The 17,622-nt window shown below is 64.9% G+C and carries 16 protein-coding genes; 11 read left to right on the top strand and 5 right to left on the bottom strand.

The genetic code is table 11. The features are described from left to right. Nucleotides 1–519 precede the first annotated feature (519 nt). Nucleotides 520–825: a hypothetical protein gene (locus ABDB81_RS12195; protein WP_137926898.1), complete on the top strand. Its 306-nt coding sequence runs from the start codon at nucleotides 520–522 to the stop codon at nucleotides 823–825. A gap of 114 nt (nucleotides 826–939) precedes the next feature. Here the strand turns inward: ABDB81_RS12195 and ABDB81_RS12190 are convergent, their stop codons facing one another. Then, nucleotides 940–2,022 (bottom strand): porin, encoded by a 1,083-nt coding sequence (locus tag ABDB81_RS12190; RefSeq protein WP_137926899.1) that lies wholly within the window; start codon nucleotides 2,020–2,022, stop codon nucleotides 940–942. Between the two features lie 311 nt (nucleotides 2,023–2,333). On the opposite strand from ABDB81_RS12190, the gene ABDB81_RS12185 reads away from it, so the two are divergent. Next, nucleotides 2,334–4,718 (top strand): transglycosylase domain-containing protein, encoded by a 2,385-nt coding sequence (locus ABDB81_RS12185; RefSeq protein ID WP_346811310.1) that lies wholly within the window; start codon nucleotides 2,334–2,336, stop codon nucleotides 4,716–4,718. A 67-nt stretch (nucleotides 4,719–4,785) separates the two neighbouring features. Here ABDB81_RS12185 and ABDB81_RS12180 read toward each other — a convergent pair whose 3' ends face one another. Further along, a complete protein-coding gene (locus ABDB81_RS12180; protein WP_237380457.1) occupies nucleotides 4,786–5,577 on the bottom strand; it encodes an EAL domain-containing protein in 792 nt (263 codons plus the stop codon). Nucleotides 5,578–5,802: 225 nt separating this feature from the next. On the opposite strand from ABDB81_RS12180, the gene ABDB81_RS12175 reads away from it, so the two are divergent. The 7 genes from ABDB81_RS12175 (at nucleotide 5,803) to ABDB81_RS12145 (ending at nucleotide 12,303) form a co-directional block, all read left to right on the top strand. Continuing rightward, nucleotides 5,803–6,186, top strand: coding sequence for a nuclear transport factor 2 family protein (locus ABDB81_RS12175; RefSeq protein WP_137926900.1), 384 nt, complete (start codon nucleotides 5,803–5,805; stop codon nucleotides 6,184–6,186). Nucleotides 6,187–6,380: 194 nt separating this feature from the next. Then, complete coding sequence (locus tag ABDB81_RS12170; RefSeq protein WP_137926901.1) at nucleotides 6,381–7,502, top strand: substrate-binding domain-containing protein; 1,122 nt, start codon at nucleotides 6,381–6,383, stop codon at nucleotides 7,500–7,502. A gap of 77 nt (nucleotides 7,503–7,579) precedes the next feature. Further along, nucleotides 7,580–8,614, top strand: a complete 1,035-nt coding sequence (locus tag ABDB81_RS12165) for an ABC transporter substrate-binding protein (protein WP_137926902.1) — start codon at nucleotides 7,580–7,582, stop codon at nucleotides 8,612–8,614. A gap of 23 nt (nucleotides 8,615–8,637) precedes the next feature. After that, complete coding sequence (locus tag ABDB81_RS12160; protein ID WP_346811308.1) at nucleotides 8,638–9,456, top strand: ABC transporter permease; 819 nt, start codon at nucleotides 8,638–8,640, stop codon at nucleotides 9,454–9,456. 12 nt (nucleotides 9,457–9,468) lie between these two features. Then, a complete protein-coding gene (locus tag ABDB81_RS12155; protein WP_160473545.1) occupies nucleotides 9,469–10,371 on the top strand; it encodes an ABC transporter permease in 903 nt (300 codons plus the stop codon). Next, the gene (locus ABDB81_RS12150) at nucleotides 10,364–11,422 is read left to right on the top strand and encodes an ABC transporter ATP-binding protein (protein ID WP_137926905.1); all 1,059 of its coding nucleotides are present in this window, start codon (nucleotides 10,364–10,366) and stop codon (nucleotides 11,420–11,422) included. The genes ABDB81_RS12155 and ABDB81_RS12150 overlap by 8 nt, the downstream gene beginning before the upstream one ends. Continuing rightward, nucleotides 11,419–12,303, top strand: a complete 885-nt coding sequence (locus ABDB81_RS12145; RefSeq protein ID WP_346811306.1) for a phosphodiesterase — start codon at nucleotides 11,419–11,421, stop codon at nucleotides 12,301–12,303. The genes ABDB81_RS12150 and ABDB81_RS12145 overlap by 4 nt, the downstream gene beginning before the upstream one ends. Nucleotides 12,304–12,404: 101 nt before the next feature. On the opposite strand, the gene ABDB81_RS12140 is transcribed toward ABDB81_RS12145, so the two are convergent. Both ABDB81_RS12140 and ABDB81_RS12135 read right to left on the bottom strand, forming a co-directional pair. After that, nucleotides 12,405–13,238 (bottom strand): hypothetical protein, encoded by an 834-nt coding sequence (locus ABDB81_RS12140; RefSeq protein WP_160473543.1) that lies wholly within the window; start codon nucleotides 13,236–13,238, stop codon nucleotides 12,405–12,407. A gap of 128 nt (nucleotides 13,239–13,366) precedes the next feature. After that, nucleotides 13,367–13,966: a tetratricopeptide repeat protein gene (locus tag ABDB81_RS12135; RefSeq protein WP_137926908.1), complete on the bottom strand. Its 600-nt coding sequence runs from the start codon at nucleotides 13,964–13,966 to the stop codon at nucleotides 13,367–13,369. A gap of 459 nt (nucleotides 13,967–14,425) precedes the next feature. Here ABDB81_RS12135 and ABDB81_RS12130 point away from each other — a divergent pair, with 459 nt between their 5' ends. Together ABDB81_RS12130 and ABDB81_RS12125 are read left to right on the top strand one after the other, a co-directional pair. Then, nucleotides 14,426–15,055 (top strand): response regulator transcription factor, encoded by a 630-nt coding sequence (locus tag ABDB81_RS12130; RefSeq protein WP_137926909.1) that lies wholly within the window; start codon nucleotides 14,426–14,428, stop codon nucleotides 15,053–15,055. 12 nt (nucleotides 15,056–15,067) lie between these two features. Further along, complete coding sequence (locus tag ABDB81_RS12125; protein ID WP_160473542.1) at nucleotides 15,068–16,855, top strand: hybrid sensor histidine kinase/response regulator; 1,788 nt, start codon at nucleotides 15,068–15,070, stop codon at nucleotides 16,853–16,855. A gap of 27 nt (nucleotides 16,856–16,882) precedes the next feature. On the opposite strand, the gene ABDB81_RS12120 is transcribed toward ABDB81_RS12125, so the two are convergent. Further along, nucleotides 16,883–17,050, bottom strand: coding sequence for a hypothetical protein (locus tag ABDB81_RS12120; RefSeq protein ID WP_171020470.1), 168 nt, complete (start codon nucleotides 17,048–17,050; stop codon nucleotides 16,883–16,885). Nucleotides 17,051–17,622: the final 572 nt, after the last annotated feature.

Raw genomic sequence — 17,622 nt, 5'->3', positions numbered from 1 at the left:
AACGACATGTTATGCCCTACACACAAAATTCCTGACAGGCCCACCCGGATTGACACTTCGCGGCGGAAGCTATTCAACTCTCTAGTGGCCAAGGCGTGGATGTTGTCTTTGACGGCTTCAGCGAATGCACCATGTCCGGGAACAACTACATTCGTCGATCCCGCTGGAACGTCCCGAGGCTGTTGCAGTGCCCCAAATAAAAAGAGCCGTCCTGAAGACGGCCCGATTCCCCGCTCTACACAAAGGTCCTCGCCATGCCCGGCGCTTCTGTCTGCAACCGTGAGCTTCCGTGGCTTAACGACAAGGCATCCACGCCGGTCCGAGGCGACTGCGGTCGCATCCGAGGTTCCCGACTTGTACTGCGGAACCGGCTGCGTGACATTCTGGTGATGAAATATTTCGGCAATAAGAAAGCGTAGCGGCTCAGGCGCCACATTCGCCCCACTTCGGAAACACATCGCAACGTCTTTCCATCGGTGGACTCTCTAGAATGAAACAGACCAGCAAAACGGAGTCGCCATGAAACGCAATCCTCCTGCCAGCACGGAAACCACCGCCGACGGTCTGGCCGCCTTGATCTATCACATCGCCCATGGTGCGAGCCAGGGCCAGCTCGATCCCGAGTTCGTGCGCAAGCTGACCAAGCGTGTGGACAAGGAACTGGAAGCGATGGAGACCGCGCGCCACCTGTCGCGCCCTGACCGTGACCGGCTGCACCATGCCATAGAGACGCTTCACGCTACGGTGGATGCCGAGGAGGGTGCAATGCTCACGCGCTCGCTGGAGCGGCTGCGCGCCTCGGACAACGGTGCCGTGCCCAACTGACCCTGCGAACGCGCCCCCCAAAACAGAACGCCCCTCTTCCCGCCAAGTCGGGTGAGGGGCGTTTGTTATCCGGCAGGGGCGGGGGGAAAGGCCCCGTCTGCCGGTGTCTCCTGCTTAGAAGCGGTGACGGATGCCGACCACGGCGCCGGTCTGGTTCGAACCTGCCTGAACCGGGATCGAGCTGCTCATGCTCAGGGCGGCGTTGCCCTTGTTCTTCGTGTAGCCGATGTTCAGGTATGCGTCGGTACGCTTCGAGAACGCGTAGTCGGCCGACAGCACAAACATCCACGGATCGTTGTCGCTGTTGTTGGTGTCCTGGTAGTACGCGGCACCCGTCAGCGACAGGGCCGGCGTCACGCGGTACAGACCGCCCACCCAGTACACGTTGTTGCGCGTTGCAGCGGTCGTGGCGCTGGCGATGCCGTCATCGCGCATCCAGCGATAGCCGGCGAACACCTTGGCTACCTGGAAGTCGTACGACGTGCCCAGGGCCCAGCGCTTGACGGCCTTGTCCGAGACAGCCGTCGTGGCGCCCTGGTACTGGTCGTAGGCGGTGCCCACCGAGAAGCCACCAGCGGCGTAGGCCACACCGGCGCCGAAGTTGCGGCCAGCCTTGTAGTCGCCCGGCACTTCGCCGTTGTTGTCGCGGCCCGTGCTGTAGAAGGCCGTGGTGGTCAGGCCACCGAACTTGCCCGTGTACTTCAGCGCGTTGTCGGCGCGGCCGTTGAAGGCCGAGTCAACCGAATTCAGCGAGAACTTCGGGCCGACAGCCATCGGGTCGTAGGCGCCGAACAGGTCGTACAGCGAGTTCTGCTGGCGACCCAGGGTCACGGCGCCGAACGTGCCTTGCAGGCCGACGAAAGCCTGGCGGCCGAACAGGCGGCTGCCCTGGCCCGACGTACCGGTGTCGATGTCGAAACCCGATTCCAGCGTGAAGATCGCCTTCAGGCCGTTGCCGAGGTCTTCCGCACCACGCAGGCCCCAACGCGAACCCGACAGGTTGCCGGAGCTCATGCGGACCGAATTGCCCACGGTGGCCGGTTGGCCAGCGCCGTTGGACTGGGTCACGTGGTTGCCGAATTCGACGCCAGCATCGACGATACCGTACAGCGTCACGTTGGAAGCCGACTGGGCCGACGCCACGCCGGAGAGGGTGCAGGCGCCTGCAGCTGCCAGCGCAAATAGAGCTTTCTTCACTGTGAGTTTCTCGTTTTGTTAAGACATTGAGATGCTTCCCCGCCTCGTCCCGGCTGCGTGAACCTTACATTTCTGTCACTTTCCGAAACGATGACCGTTGGGGGCAGGCGAATTGTTTCAATCGAATGTGAAATTCATGTGACGGTCTGGCCGCACTTTGGTGCGAGTACATCGAAAAGCCGCGTCTCGTTGTTTTTTCGCACCAAAACATACGGGTTTTCCCGATCCGCGGTTTGGTACGATGCAGCCTTTCTGTGAAAGGCATTTGACGGTTTCGTGGCGTTTTGCCCGCGTCCGCCCTGCCTGCCTCGATGCGCCCGGATTTCTACAAGACCCATATCGCCCCACGGCTCGCACCGCTGCGCCAGCACCTGCACCGCCCTACCCGGCGCACCGCGTTGCTGGCTGTCGCTGCCATCCCGGCGCTGTTCCTGCTTTATGTCATCGTCCTGATCCCGTTCACGCCGGGCATCAGCGATATCCGCAAGGCCAAGTCCGAACAGCCCGCCCAGGTCCTCTCGGCCGACGGCAAGGAACTGGCGGTTTACCGCTGGGCGAATCGCGACTGGGTGACCCTGGCCGATATCTCGCCCAACGTGGTCGATGCACTGATCGCCACCGAGGACCATCGCTTCTATCAGCACCATGGGCTGGACTGGCGCCGCACGGCCTCCGCCGCGCTGCACACGTTCTCGGGCGACCGTCAGGGCGGGTCCACCATCACGCAGCAGCTGGCGCGCAACCGGTATCCGGACGATATCGGGCGGGCGCCCACCATGACGCGCAAGCTCAAGGAAGCCATCACCGCGTTCAAGATCGAGGCGCTGTACTCCAAGGAAGAAATCCTGGAGACGTACCTGAACACGGTGCCGTTCCTGTACAACGCGTTCGGCATCGAGATGGCCGCGCGCACGTACTTCGACAAGTCCGCCCGCAAGCTCGACGTGCTTGAAGCCGCCACGCTGATCGGCATGCTCAAGGGCAACAGCTACTACAACCCGGTGCAGAACCCCCAGCGCGCGCTGGAGCGCCGGAATGTCGTGCTCGGGCAGATGGTCAAGCGCGGCAAGCTGGACGCCGGACGCTACGCGATCCTCGTCAAGCGGCCACTGCGGATCGATTTCGAGCGCCAGGTGGAGGAGCCGGGCCCGGCCGCGCACTTTGCCCAGCAACTGCGCAAATGGCTGATCGCGTGGGCAGACCGCCACGACTACAACCTCTATACGGACGGACTGGTCATCCGCACGACGATCGATTCGCGGCTCCAGGCGGCAGCCAACCAGGCCGTGGCACGTCAGGGCAACCAGCTTCAATCGATTGCCAATGCCGCATGGGCACCACGTGCAGGATGGGGGGAGAGCCGCGCACTGGTGCAGGCATTCGTGCGCGAGACCCCCGAGTTCCGCAACGCCGTGGCGGCCGGGCAGCCCGAGGACGAGGTGCTGCAGCACCTGATGCGCGACAACGTATTCATGCAGACACTGCGTCAGACCAAGACCCGCGTGCAGGCGGGCTTCATGGCGCTGGACCCAGCCACGGGCGAGATCCGCGCCTGGGTAGGCAGCCGCGACTTCAGCGTCGACGCGTTCGACCACGTGGCACAGGCGCGCCGCCAGCCCGGTTCCACGTTCAAGCCGTTTGTCTACGGCGCCGCGTTCGCTCGCGGCGAAAGCCCCGACGAAACGTTCATCGACCAGCCCGTGGAAATGAAACTCGCCGGCGGCGAAATCTGGCGCCCTGCCGACGAATCCCCGCCAACGGGACGCGCCATGAGTCTGCGCGACGGACTGGTCTATTCGAAGAACACCATCACCGCGCAGCTCGTGCAGACCATCGGGCCGGAGCGCGTGGCGCGGTTGGCACGCGCCATGGGCGTGCGCGACAGCAAGCTGGAAGAAGTACCGTCACTGGCGCTGGGAACGAGTCCGGTCACGCTCAGGGAAATGGTGTCGGCCTACGGCACCATCGCCAATGGCGGGCAGTACATCGCCCCGTCGATGCTGACGCGCATCGAGGACCGCGAAGGCAACCTGCTGGCGCAGTTCCGGCCTGCCTCGCCAGAGCGCGCGCTGTCGGCCACGGCCAACGATACGTTGCTCGACGTGATGCGTGACGTGGTGGACCGGGGCACGGCTACGGCCATCCGCAGCCGTTACGGCATCCGCGCCGACGTGGCCGGCAAGACCGGCACCACGCAGGACAGCGCCGACGGCTGGTTCATCCTGATGCATCCGCAGCTCGTGGCCGGTGCCTGGGTGGGCTTCAACGACAGCCGCGTGACGCTGCGCAGCGACTACTGGGGCCAGGGCGCCCACAGCGCGCTACCCATCGTCGGTGATTTCTATCAGCGCGCCATCCGTGCACGGGTGGTGGATGGTCGCGCCCGCTTTGCGGAAGTCGATCAGCGGACCTGGTATTCGGGACTGACCGATACGGTGCGCGGCTGGTATCAGAAGCTGTTCGCGTCGAAGAAGGCTGAAGAAGCGGTGTCAGCGCCGAGACCTACGCCACGGCGGCCTGTGCTGCCGACTACCGAGGCGGAGGCGTTGCCACCGGCTTCGTCGCCATCGGTTGCCACCGACAACGGCATGGCGCTGGACCCGGGTGAGGTGGTGGAGGCGGTGCCGGCTTCGGAGGTGGAGGTCGAACCAGTGGAAGCGAGCGGGGCCGCGGCTTCGGCGCCTGCGGCGTTGTAGAAGCCTGTCTTCCCATCTTTGTTTGCGCCCCTCTCCCGCAAGGCGGGAGAGGGGCGAAATTCAGATCCTACTTCGCCAACCGCAACCGTCCCCGATGCAGCGCCCGCAGCGACGCGTCCGACAACGTCAGCGGCGGTTCCGGCGACGGTCTCGCCAGCAGGTAACCTTGCGCCAGGTCGATGCCCAGATCGCGGCAGACCACGAGGTCGTCCTCTCGTTCGATCCCTTCGGCAATCAATTGGGTGCCCGATGTCCGCGCCAGCTTGCATAGCGCCTGCAGTGCCTCGCGCTGGAACGGCGACGATGCCACGCCGTCGATGATCACGCGGGCAATCTTCACATAGTCCGGTTTCAGGGCGATCCACTGCCCCAGGCTGGCGTGGCCGGTGCCATAGTCGTCCAGCGCAAACTGCGCGCCCCGGCTACGGATCGAGAACACGGCCTTGGCCAGTGTTTCCATCGGCCCCAGCGGCGCCTGTTCAGTCAGTTCCAGCACGATGCGGTCCGATGGCAGACCCTGCCCCTGCAGGAAGACGCGCACCTCGTCGCGCGTGTCTTCGATGTCGCGGAGGGAATCCGCGCTGTAGTTCAGGAACAGCTTGCCCGGCAGGCCGAGGTCCATGAACGTGCGGATCGAGATACGCGCAGCCAGCCGCTCCAGCGCAACGTGTTTGCCCACGCGCGCCGCTTCGGCGAACAACGCGATAGGGCTCTCCAGCGGCGAGCCTGCCGGGCCGCGGATCAGTGCCTCGTAACCAAATACATCGCCCGTGACGAGCGAGCCGATCGGCTGGAATACCGGCCGCAGCAATTTGTGTTCGAGGCAATCGGCAATGGAGGGCGTCAGAGGTCGTGACAAGGCTTTGCGCTCAAACAGGCTAGGTATCGTTCTTGTACGAATCAGCTGTGGGCAGATGCCACTCCCACTGCTGATCTATCGGCATGCGCCAGCCCGACTTGAGTGTTGCCGCCTACTGCTTTGGGAGGGTGGCCCAGCCAGCATCCGTCGACGCATCCACTATTTTGCATACAATTTACGGATACAATGATCGGCCGTTCCACCCCAGACCAACCGGAGACAAGCATGACCAACCCCGCCGCCACCTCGCAGCACATTCCCGCCCTTGCCCCGCTGGAGCAATACCTGGAAGCCCATCGCACAGGCCGGGCCGAGTTTATCTTCGCGGCTTTCCACGCCGACGCCCGCATCATTTCCTTCCGCGACGGCGCCCTGCACTCGCTGACCGTCGAGGAATTCTCGAAGCGCTTCCAGGGTGAGCCGCAGCCGGACGAGGCGCAGCGCCGCCGCCATATCGCGAGCTTCGACGTGGTGGGCAATGCGGCCACGGCCAAGATCGTGCTCGATTATCCGGAAGTGGTCTTTACTGACTACATGAATCTGCTGCAGATCGACGGGGTGTGGAAGATCGCCAACAAAACGTTCAGCGCGGCACCCAAGACGAAGTAACGGCGGCGCGCCAATTCCCGCCTGTCATCGTCCCGTCACACCTGCCCGTGACAATGCGCGGCAATGACAGGCGCGGGAGCCTGCACTGACCAAATTGCGGCAGTGCAGCGCAGATATTCCTTGACGCCTGATTTTTCGGCGCTTCAATGAAAACGTTTTCATTGAGTGTTCGAGCGATCGATCCGAGAGGAACCATGCCGCCATCCCGTCGTGCCGCACTCACGCCCCGCCTTGCTTCGGCCGAACCCGGCCATGGCGTGACCCTGGCCGATGTGGCATTGGCTGCCAAGGTATCGCTGGCCACCGCCTCGCGCGTCTTCAGCCATCCGCAACTGGTGCGCGAGGCCACCGCCCAGCGCGTGCATGACGCCGCACGGCGCCTGTCCTTCCGCCCCAACCTGCTCGGTGCCAAGCTGCGCGCCCAGCAGACGCGCATCATCGGCGTGATGCTGCCCACCCTCGACAACGCCGTATTTGCCGAATGCTGGCGCGGCATCGAAGAAGCGGCAATGTCCGCAGGCTACTCCCTGATGCTGGTGACCAGCAACTACGATCCGGCACGCGAGCGCGAGCGGGTGGAATATCTGTTGCGGCATCGCGTCGATGGCATGGTCCTGACCGTGGCCGATGCCTGCGACAGCAACGTGCTCGATCAACTCGACCAGGAAGCCGTGCCATACGTGCTGGCCTACAACCAGGTGACCATGCGTGCGAATGGGCAACCCAATGGGCAGCCGCGCCATTCCGTCTCCGTCGATAACCGCACCAGCGCCGCCGAAGGCGTCCGGGCATTGATCGCCGCCGGGCACCAGCGCATCGCTGTCGTGTCAGGCGCCTTCACCGCATCGGACCGTGCACGGCAGCGCTTTGCCGGCTACGAGGATGCGATGCAGGCCAACGGCCTGCCGGTGCTCGAACCGGTCAACCTGCCTTCGCACACCGCCAGCAACGCCGACCAGATTCGCGCGCTGATGGGGACCACCTCCGCGCCTACCGCATTCTTCTGCACCAACGACCTGCTCGCCATCGGCGTGATCTCCGACCTGAAACGCCTGGGCCTGCGTGTGCCGCGCGATGTGTCGGTGCTCGGCTACGACGGCATCGCGCTCGGGGCGCTCGTCGAGCCGCCATTGGCCACCGTCGTGCAGCCCAACGCCGATATCGGCGCCCAGGCCATTGCGCGCCTGCTGCGCCGCCTGGGCCATCAGGGCGCCGGTGCCAGGATCGAAGAGATGACCCAGAACGGCGCCGATGACAGCGCGTTGCTGCTGCCGCATGCGCTGCGTATCGATGGCACCGTCGGTCCGCCCGCCTGACTTCGAGTTTTTGTTCGCTGTTGCCGCACCTTCGTCAGACTCACCCCGTTATCCGATACCTCACCAGGGAGCCTTACATGTCGACGCAATCCTTCTGGCGCCGCCCGCTGCGCTGGCTGGCCATCACCGCATCCGCCGCCACGCTTGCTGCCACGTTCAGCCAGGGCGCCGCCGCGCAGACCGCCATCTGCTACAACTGCCCGCCGGAATGGGCCGACTGGGCCGCGCAGATCCGCGCGATCAAGGAAAAGACCGGCGTCACCGTGCCGCACGACAACAAGAACTCGGGCCAGTCGCTCGCGCAACTCGTGGCCGAGAAGGCCGCCCCCGTGGCCGACGTGACCTACCTCGGCGTGACCTTCGGCATCCAGGCCAAGGCCGATGGCGTGACGCAGCCGTACAAGCCCGCGCACTTCAACGACATCCCCGACGGTCTCAAGGACCCGCAGGGCAACTGGTTCGCCATCCACTCGGGTACGCTCGGCTTCATGGTCAACGTGGATGCGCTGCGCGGCAAACCCGTGCCGCAGTCGTGGGCTGACCTGCTCAAGCCCGAATACAAGGGCCTGATCGGCTATCTCGACCCGGCCAGCGCGTTCGTCGGCTATGTGGGCGCCGTGGCCGTGAACCAGGCCCTGGGCGGCACGCTCGACAACTTCGGCCCGGCCTTCAAGTTCTTCCGCGACCTGCAGAAGAACCAGCCCATCGTGCCGAAGCAGACCGCCTATGCGCGCGTGCTCTCCGGTGAAATCCCCATCCTGCTGGACTACGACTTCAACGCCTATCGCGCCAAGTACAAGGACCGCGCCAACGTGGCCTTCGTGATTCCGAAGGAAGGCTCGCTGGTGGTGCCGTATGTGATGAGCCTGGTCAACAACGCGCCGCATGCCGACAACGGCCGCAAGGTGCTGGATTTCGTGCTGTCCGACCAAGGCCAGGCGCTGTGGGCCAACGCCTACCTGCGTCCGGTGCGCAACGTGCCGATGCCAGCAGAGGTGCAGTCGCGCTTCTTGCCGGCCGCTGACTACGCACGCGCCAAGCCCGTGGACTTCGGCAAGATGGCCCAGGTGCAGAAGGCGTTCAGCGACCAGTACCTGAAGGAAGTGCGCTAAGTCCGCGCAGCCCACCCTCGATCATGACCCAACGCTCCCCCGCCCTCTTCCTGTTCGCGCTGCCAGCGCTCGTGGTATTCCTGGCGTTCTTCTGCCTGCCGATGGCGCGCCTGATCGAGGTCAGCCTGACGGGCAAGCAGGGCGCGGGCGTGTACTGGATCGTGCTGTCGAGCCCACGGTACCTGCACAGCCTGCTGGTCACCGTGGTGCTGTCCGCGCTCGTCACGTTTGCGACGCTGGTGATCGCCGGCATTTCGGGCACGTTTTTGCAGCGCCACACCGTGCCGGGCAAGCCCATGCTGGTGGCCATGCTGACGTTTCCGCTGGCGTTCCCCGGCGTGGTGATCGGCTTCATGGTCATCATGCTCGGCGGACGCAATGGCCTGCTTGCCAACATCGGCGATGCACTCGTTGGCGAGCGCTGGACCTTTGCCTATGGGCTGACCGGCCTGTTCGTCGGCTACCTCTATTTTTCGATTCCGCGCGTGATCCTGACCGTGATGGCCGCCGTGGAAAAGCTCGATACCTCGCTGGAAGAAGCGGCCCGCTCGCTGGGCGCCAGCCCGTGGCGCGTGGTGCGCGACGTGATGCTGCCCGCGCTGATGCCGTCCATGCTGTCGAGCGGTGCCATCTGCTTTGCCACGAGCATGGGCGCGTTTGGCACCGCCTTTACGCTGGCCACGCAACTCGACGTGCTGCCGCTGACCATCTACAACGAGTTCACCAACTACGCCAACTTCGGCATGGCCGCCGCGCTGTCGATCCTGCTTGGCGTAGTCACCTGGGCCCTGCTGGCGCTGGCGCGCTGGTACTCCGGCGACGCCGTTGCCGCCACGGCCTGAGGGACTTCATCGATGAAAACATCTGTCACGTCCCAACCCCGCCGCACCGGATACTGGCTGCAACTCGCACTCACGCTGGCCGTCTGCGCATTCATGACCGTACCCGTGGTGCTGTCCGTGCTGGCCGGCCTCACCAACAACATCTTCGTCGGGCTGTCGAGCGGGCTGACCACGCGCTGGCTCGTCGAAGTCTGGTCGCTGTATCGCAACACCATCTTTCTGTCGGTGGGCATCGCGCTGGCCTGCCTGGCCTGCACGCTGGTAATCGGCGTGCCTGCCGCGTACTACATGGCACTGCGCCGCAATCGCGTGACGCGGCTGATCGAGGAACTGCTGATGCTGCCCGTGGCGGTGCCGGGTCTGGCTACCGCGCTGGGGCTGATCCTGCTCTACGGCAGCCTGCAAGGGCTGCGCACAAGCTGGGTATTCATCCTGATCGGTCACGTATTGTTCACGCTGCCGTTCATGGTGCGATCGGTGCTGGCGATTCTCTCGGCCATCGACATCCGCACGCTCGAAGACGCCGCCGCCAGCCTGGGCGCCACGCGGATGCAACGCTTCTTCACCGTGGTGCTGCCGAACTGCCGCCAGGGCATCCTGGCCGGCGCGTTGATGGTGGTCACGCTGTCGATGGGCGAATTCAACCTGACGTGGATGCTGCATACCCCCACCACGCAGACACTGCCCGTAGGACTGGCCGACAGCTACGCGTCGATGCGGCTGGAAATCGGCTCCGCCTACACCATCGTCTTCTTCGTGATGATCATTCCGCTGCTGGTCTTCATGCAGTGGATGAGTGCGCTGGGTGCTCGCGCACGCCGCCACACGCCGGATGCCGTTGCCGAGCCCATTGCCCCGCTCGCTACCTCCCCCCAAACGACCACGCGCCCTGCCGCCGAGACCCGCCATGCATGAACCGACTTCGATCCGCGTGCGCCAGTGCGCCAAGACCTTTGCCGATGGCACCGTCGCGCTGCAACCGCTCGACCTGGACATCGGCGCTGGCGAAACGGTCGTGCTGCTCGGCCCCTCGGGCTGCGGCAAGACCACCACGTTGCGCATCATCGCCGGTTTGGAGCAGGCCGATGCCGGCGGCGAGATCTGGTTCGGCGATACGCGTGTGACGGACCAACCCATCGAGCGACGCGGCGTGGGCATGGTGTTCCAGAACTACGCGCTGTTTCCGAACATGACCGTGGCCGAGAACATCGGCTACGGCCTGCGTGTGCGCCGCACCGATGCCGCCACGCGTCGCCGCCGCGTGGATGAAATGCTTGCGATGATGCATCTGGAACCGCTCGCGGACCGGCGCATCGATCAGCTATCGGGCGGCCAGCGTCAACGTGTGGCGCTGGCCCGCGCCATCGCCGTGCAGCCGCGCGTGCTGCTGCTCGATGAACCGCTCACCGCGCTGGACGCCAAGCTGCGCGACACCCTGCGCGCCGATATCAACCAGTTGCTGCGCAGCCTGCGTATCACGGCGGTGTATGTCACCCATGACCAGGCCGAAGCCATGGCGCTGGGCGACCGCATCATCGTGATGGACCGTGGCCGCATTGCGCAATCCGGCACGCCGCAGGATATCTACCGCCAGCCAGCCAATGCCTTCGTGGCGGACTTCATCGGCACGATGAACCATCTGACAGGGCAGGCCGAAGCCGGCCGCTGGCGTGTGCCGGGCGGCACCGTGCCGATGGGCCCGCCACAGGAGATGCCGGTGTCCGCATCGGTGCGATTGATGTTCCGCCCCGAGGACGTCACGCTGGTCGAGGCCGATCACGCGCATGTGGAAGGCGCGATCGTGACCGCGCTATTCCTCGGCGATCACACACGTCTGCTGGTGGATGTCGGCGCCGGTGCACCGCTCATCGTCGATACGGCACGGCGCGACGCCTGGCAGACCGGCCAGCGCGTGGGCCTGCGCATCGACACCAATCACCTGATCACCCTTCCACAAGCCGCATGACCGTAGCCACGCCCAACACGCCCAACACGCCTGACGCGCTCGGCAAACCCTATCTCGTCGCCCAGATCACCGACCTGCATATCAAGGCGGGCGGCAAGCTGTCTTATCGCCGCGTGGACACCGCCGGTGCACTGCATGCGTTGATCGACACCATCCTGGCTGCGCCGCAACTGGCCGACATCGTGGTGGTCACCGGCGATCTGGTCGACTTCGGCGACGAGCACGAATACCGCTTCCTGCGCGATATCCTGCAGCGCCTGCCGATGCCGGTGAAACTGCTCCCCGGCAATCACGATCACCGCACGTCGCTGCGGCGCGTCTTTCCCGATCACGACTACCTGTTCGAAGCCGGAGATGGCGAGGCACCGATGCACTACGCCATCGATGCCGGACCGCTGCGGCTCATCGGCTTCGACTGCACGCAGCCCGGTCAGCCCGGCGGCCGCGTGCAACCCGATGGCCTGGCCTGGCTCGACGCCACGCTGAATGCCGCTCCCGTGCGCCCGACGCTGGTCATGCTGCACCATCCGCCCTTTCATACCGGGATCGGACACATGGACGTGCAGGGGCTCGACAACGCCGCCGCGCTGGAAGCGGTTATCGCCCGCCATCCGCAGGTGGAACGCGTGATCTGCGGCCATTTGCATCGGCACATCACGCGACGCTTCGGCGGCACGATTGCGATGACCGCACCGGGCCCGGCCCATCAGGTGGCGCTCGACCTCGATCCGCAAGCCGCGTCGCGCTTTCGCATGGAGCCACCTGGCTACCTGCTGCACTGGTGGCACCCGTCGCACGGACTGGTCACGCATCTGGCCGCCAGCGGCGACCACGGCCAGCTGCATCCGTTCTTCGATGCGGACGGCAGGCTGATCGACTAGAACGTCGACCCAAACATCAAGCTGGAAAGAAACCGCCTCAGGACGAGGCGGGTCGATCTCCCGCCCGCCGCCGGGGCGGGCCAGGAGATCAGCGAGGCAGATTACGAACCGACCTTCAGTTGGCCGCCGCGACCCAGGCCGCCCTTGACTTCCTGGGCCTTGTAGTTGCGCAGCGAGACGACCATGTTGTTGTAGGCGTCCATGAACGCCGCCACGGTGGCCTTGCCTTCCGGCGTGCGCGAGAAACCGCCCAGACCGCCAGCGGCACCGCCGCCGAACGCGCCCAGCGCCGCACCGAAGTTGGTGGCCGTCGCATTGCCTTCCGAGATCGACAGTTGTACGCCCGAGCGGATGTCCATCATGGTCAGCGTCACGACGGAAACCTTGCTCGACATGGCGCCGCCCACCAGCGCACCCACGCTGCCGAACAGGCTGCCCACGCCCGCGGCCAGTTGGCCCGTGGGATCGTTGTCGATGATGATGGCCGGTTCCATGTAGTAGTCGGCGGCCACGCGCTGACCCTTCTGCTGCTTCGAACCGGCGCGGAACTCGCCCGAGTTGCGTTGCTTGTCCGTGATCGCGGTGAGCTTGCTCTCGGTACGATTGTTACCCACCGACGTGATCACGAAGCAGTTCGACTGCTGCACGGCCAGGCGGATCAGCGGCTCGATGGTCGTGATCTTGGTGGTGGCGCCAAAGCTTGCATACCACTCCTTGCCCCGGCCATCGTCCACCGCCAGCGTGCCAAGCGGCTTGTCGCAACGTTCCAGCGTCGGATTGGCATTCACGCTGGTGGCGCCGCCCGCAGCGCCCGTGGCGGCCGTCGGCGCGTTGCCGGTGGTGATCGAACCGCCGCCACCGGGCATGCCGGCGCAACCTGCCAGAACCAGGGAAGCGGCCAGGGTGGCCAGGCGCAAAGATGTCTTCTTCTGCATGAGAAACGCGTTCCTGTAGACGGATAGATAAGAGATTCAGGGAGCGATGCCCACGCGGGAAGTGTTCCGGCGCGAGCGGGGGCGGAAGTGGCCTGCGTGGCAAACCTGCCGCAGGCCTCAACCCATGCCTAACGCAGGTACCAGCCGGAATTGCCCCAGACGTAGTAGTACGGATAACCGCTGTACCAACCGATCCAGGACTTGCGATAGGCTTCGCGCACGCGATACAGGGCCTGCTCGTCCTTCTTGGCGGCCTGCGCTTGCGGAATCAGTTCGGCGGCTTCCTTGTTGCCCTTGGCCGCCGCACGGGTCAGCCAGGCTTCCGCCTCGGCGGGGTCCGAGCCCATTTCCTCGAAACCCATCAGGTAGAGACGCCCCAGCGCCAACTGGGCCTGCACGTGGCCGTTGTCGCCAGCCTTGCGCAGCCATTCGATTGCCTGGTAGCTGTTGCGCTCCACGCCATCGCCACGCAGCAGGCGCAAACCCAGGTCATAGGCCGCGTTCGGATTGCGCTCGGCCACCTGCACCAGCGCGTTGAAGCGCCGCTCGGCCTCGGCATCCACCGGGGCGCCCTGGAACGTCGAGATACGGCGGTCCTGATCCGTGCAGCTATTGCCATTGCACAGACGCACCGTCTGCGAACGCGGCGCCAACTGCGACTCCGGGCTTTGTGCACACCCGGCAACGACAACCAATGCGGAAAACAGGAAGGGAACGACAACCTTCATAGCAGACTCCACCCCGATATATTTATTTTTTCTGCTACAAAAATCACTTTTTGTAAGCAAACGTGTCGATTGTAACAGCATTGCATGTACCGTTTGCAATACATGAAAAGAGGGGTATCGGGCGTTTGTTGCGTGAGGGGTACGGTGAGTGGGGGACTTCGGCGCCACTTATCCGTGATTGTCATAGGTCACTTCAGGAAGTCAAAGGCCGAGGCAAGGCTGCCTGACGTCCTCAATCGCCACACAAAAAAATACCCGCAGCCGGGAGGTAGCGGGTATGAGAAGTGGTATGGACAAGTCGCGGAATTTGTCCATGGCCGACTCTGTCACCGGCCTACTACGCTGCCAATAATCTTTCCGGACTACTTCTATCGATCGAGGCCGTGCGGGCATGGACAAGCCGCGTCGAATCCAGTCCAATCAGGAACCTGCCGTTTCCGCCACTTGCGTCCTGCCCCCATGTCGCGCGCCCGCCTGCTGCTTATCGACGATCACACCCTGTTTCGCACCGGCCTGAAGCTCTTGCTGGCCGACAGCCCCAGCGTGGCGTCGATCATCGAGGCTGGCGCCGTGATGCAGGCCGTGGAGCAGCATGGCACCCAGCCCGTGGATATCGTGCTGCTCGATATCCAGATGCCTGGCCTGAACGGGATCGAGGGCATACGGGTGCTGCGGCGGCACTTTCCGGCCGCGCGCATCGTGATCGTCTCGGGCACCTCCGGCATCGAGGCGATCCCGGCCGAAGCGCGCCGCGAGATTGCCGGGTTCCTGCCGAAGTCCGCCGATGCGCACGAGATCGAGCAAGCCATTGCGGGTTGCCTGGCGGGCGGCACGCATTTTCCCGCGGAGGAACACCGCACCCTGGCCACATCCGCGTACCAGCCGAGCCAGCTCACACCGCGCCAGCTGGAAGTGCTGAACCAGCTCAACCTGGGCCGCTCGAACAAGGTCATTGCCTATCACCTGGGCTTGTCCGAAAACACGGTGCGGGTTCATGTGGCGGCGATCCTCGATCACCTGGGCGTGGTCAGCCGCGTGGAGGCCATTCTGGAAGCGCAGCGGCGCGGCCTCGTGCAGGCCCAGCGCTGATTCCGCGCAACCATGGCCCTGTCGCTCCCGCCCCTGCTGCGCCGCCTGCCCCTGCTTCCCCGTTACGCCGAGCCGCGCCTGCTCACAGGGCAGATGGAGCTGATCGACCAGAGCTTCGGCATGGCCATGCTCGGCTGCTCACTGGCCGCGCTGATCCTGGGGTTAGGGCTGGCGCTGACCGATGGACACCCGGGCGGCCTGCCGTGGGCCACCGCGACGGTGGCGCTCTGCGCCCTCGCGCATTTTGGCCGCTTCGCCCTGCCGGGCCGGCTGACCGAATCCGGGTCGGGCCGCTACGCCCGCGCCATGACCGCCATGCTGGTGCTGATCGGCAGCTTGTGGGGCTTGGCCGCATGGCTCTATCTCGATATCCGCTCGCCGGCGGTGGTGATCTGCGTGCTGTCGCTGATCGCCGGTATGAGCGCCGCCGCGCTGGCAGTCTTCTCGGCCTGCCTGCCCGTGGCCGTGGGCTTCTTCGTGCCTGCCATCGTGCCGGTGTGGATCGTCTTCCTGAACACGCACGATGTGGCCTACCTGCCGATGTTCCTCGGCACGCCGCTCTACCTGTTTGTGCTGATCGTGTTTGCGCGCAACTACTCGCGCGTAGCTGCGCATGCCATTGCGCTGCGCTTCGAGAACGTGGAACTGATTTCACAGTTGCGCAACCAGACCGCACGCGCGGGCCATGCGCAGCGCGCCGCCGAAGAAGCGAATCGCGCCAAGTCTGTATTCCTGGCATCGGCCAGCCACGACCTGCGCCAGCCACTGCATGCACTTGGCCTGTTCCTGGTCTCGCTGGGCCGCACGTCGCTCGACCCTCATCAGCGCCAGTTGCTTGACCACATCGAGGCATCGTCTGGCGCAGCACGCGAGATGCTGAACACGCTGCTCGACTTCTCAAAGCTCGATGCCGGCGTGGTGACGCCGCGCCCCAAACCCTTCCGGCTGCAGCCGATCCTGCACAAGCTGGAAAACGAGTTCGCGCCGCAAGCCAACGAACGCGGCCTGGTCTACCGCACGCGCGACACCACGGCCACGCTGTTCGGTGACCCCACGCTGATCGAACTCATCCTGCGCAACCTGATTGCCAACGCTATCCGCTACACACACAGCGGCGGGCTGCTCGTGGGTTGCCGGATCCGGCGCTTTCATGTGTCGGTGGAAGTCTGGGATACCGGCATCGGCATTCCCGCTGCGCAGCACGTCGAGATCTTTCGGGAATTCCACCAGCTCGGCAATCCGGAGCGCGACCAGCGCAAGGGACTGGGGCTGGGGCTCGCGATTGTCGAAGGACTTGCGCGCACGATGCAGACGCGCGTGACGGTGGCGTCCGCCCCCGGCCGGGGATCGGTCTTCCGGCTGCGCTTGCCGCTGGCCTGGACGGCGCCCGAGGAAACTGCGCATCCCGACATCGCCGTGCGGCTCGACGGCCTGCGCGTCCTTGTGATTGACGACGACGCCGCCATCCGCGAGGCGATGGCCGGACTGCTCTCTGTCTGGAACTGTCCGAGCCGCACCGCCGAAACCGAAGAAGACGCGCTCGCCGTGGTCGACAGCGGCTTCGTGCCCGACCTGATCCTGGCGGACTATCGCCTTCGCGGTCAGCGTACCGGCCACGAGGCAACGGCGGCTATCCGCGAACGCGCGGGCCGCCAGATTCCCACCATCATCATCACCGGCGATACCGCCGCCGATCGCCTGCGCAATGTCCACGCTGGTGGCACCGCGCTGCTGCACAAGCCCGTAGTGCCCGGCGAACTTCACGCGGCCATCAGCGGCCTGCTTCGCGCAGGCGCATGAACACGATGCGAGAACGCCCTGCGGTCATCAGCCAATAGGGCGCATCGGCATCAGCGAATAGGCAAAGACGAGCACGCCGACGATGGCCGGCGAGACGTACTTGAACGCCAGGCTCTGCGACTGCACGCCCAGATAGGCATACATGCACAGCAGCAACATGGCGCAGATATAGACGAGGCTGTCATAGACTTGCATGGTGTCTCCCAGAGTTCGTTCTACGACTACTTCTGTGACGCGCGGGCCGGCTCGTGGGGCACCCGCATTTTGTAATGCCGCTGCAATCTATTGAGGCCGATGGTCGCGCCATCGTCAGGGCGCGGCAATCATGGTTATCCCTTCGTTATGGGCGTTTGAGGGATGGTGCGGTGCGGGGGGAATGTGGGGGGATGTGATGGGCTCCCCTCTCCCGCGCAAGTGGGAGAGGGGTTGGGGGAGAGGGCTGGAGGTTCTGCTTGCCGACCATGTCGAGATTTGATCGGCTTGCCCGCTGCCCCCCCCCCCACCCCCAAGGGCGGGGGGGGGGGACGGGGGGGGGTTGTGGGGGGCCCCCCTCGCCGGCGCCTGGGGGTGGGGGTTGGGGGGCGCGGGCTGGAGGTTCTGCTTGCCGACCATGTCGAGATTTGATCGGCTTGCCCTCTCCCCCGCCCCTCTCCCGCAAGGCGGGAGAGGGGAGCAAACAATCGGGAGAACGAACGCTGACGCTTACCGCTGCCCGTGCTTCATATCGAAAAACAAATGCTCCAGCCCGCGCGGCTGGGAGCGCCAGT

This window comes from Cupriavidus sp. DL-D2 (genome assembly GCF_039710735.1).
Lineage (GTDB): Bacteria > Pseudomonadota > Gammaproteobacteria > Burkholderiales > Burkholderiaceae > Cupriavidus.
This window is presented reverse-complemented; position numbering and strand designations above follow the sequence as displayed.

What these genes read in the sequence shown, in the direction of transcription:
- ABDB81_RS12125 (WP_160473542.1), top strand. Translation starts at nt 15,068, where the DNA reads ATGGCCCTGTCGCTCCCGCCCCTGCTGCGCCGCCTGCCCCTGCTTCCC.
- ABDB81_RS12165 (WP_137926902.1), top strand. Translation starts at nt 7,580, where the DNA reads ATGTCGACGCAATCCTTCTGGCGCCGCCCGCTGCGCTGGCTGGCCATC.
- ABDB81_RS12170 (WP_137926901.1), top strand. Translation starts at nt 6,381, where the DNA reads ATGCCGCCATCCCGTCGTGCCGCACTCACGCCCCGCCTTGCTTCGGCC.
- ABDB81_RS12120 (WP_171020470.1), bottom strand. Translation starts at nt 17,050, where the DNA reads ATGCAAGTCTATGACAGCCTCGTCTATATCTGCGCCATGTTGCTGCTG.
- ABDB81_RS12130 (WP_137926909.1), top strand. Translation starts at nt 14,426, where the DNA reads ATGTCGCGCGCCCGCCTGCTGCTTATCGACGATCACACCCTGTTTCGC.
- ABDB81_RS12195 (WP_137926898.1), top strand. Translation starts at nt 520, where the DNA reads ATGAAACGCAATCCTCCTGCCAGCACGGAAACCACCGCCGACGGTCTG.
- ABDB81_RS12135 (WP_137926908.1), bottom strand. Translation starts at nt 13,966, where the DNA reads ATGAAGGTTGTCGTTCCCTTCCTGTTTTCCGCATTGGTTGTCGTTGCC.
- ABDB81_RS12150 (WP_137926905.1), top strand. Translation starts at nt 10,364, where the DNA reads ATGCATGAACCGACTTCGATCCGCGTGCGCCAGTGCGCCAAGACCTTT.
- ABDB81_RS12185 (WP_346811310.1), top strand. Translation starts at nt 2,334, where the DNA reads ATGCGCCCGGATTTCTACAAGACCCATATCGCCCCACGGCTCGCACCG.
- ABDB81_RS12175 (WP_137926900.1), top strand. Translation starts at nt 5,803, where the DNA reads ATGACCAACCCCGCCGCCACCTCGCAGCACATTCCCGCCCTTGCCCCG.
- ABDB81_RS12140 (WP_160473543.1), bottom strand. Translation starts at nt 13,238, where the DNA reads ATGCAGAAGAAGACATCTTTGCGCCTGGCCACCCTGGCCGCTTCCCTG.
- ABDB81_RS12155 (WP_160473545.1), top strand. Translation starts at nt 9,469, where the DNA reads ATGAAAACATCTGTCACGTCCCAACCCCGCCGCACCGGATACTGGCTG.
- ABDB81_RS12160 (WP_346811308.1), top strand. Translation starts at nt 8,638, where the DNA reads ATGACCCAACGCTCCCCCGCCCTCTTCCTGTTCGCGCTGCCAGCGCTC.
- ABDB81_RS12145 (WP_346811306.1), top strand. Translation starts at nt 11,419, where the DNA reads ATGACCGTAGCCACGCCCAACACGCCCAACACGCCTGACGCGCTCGGC.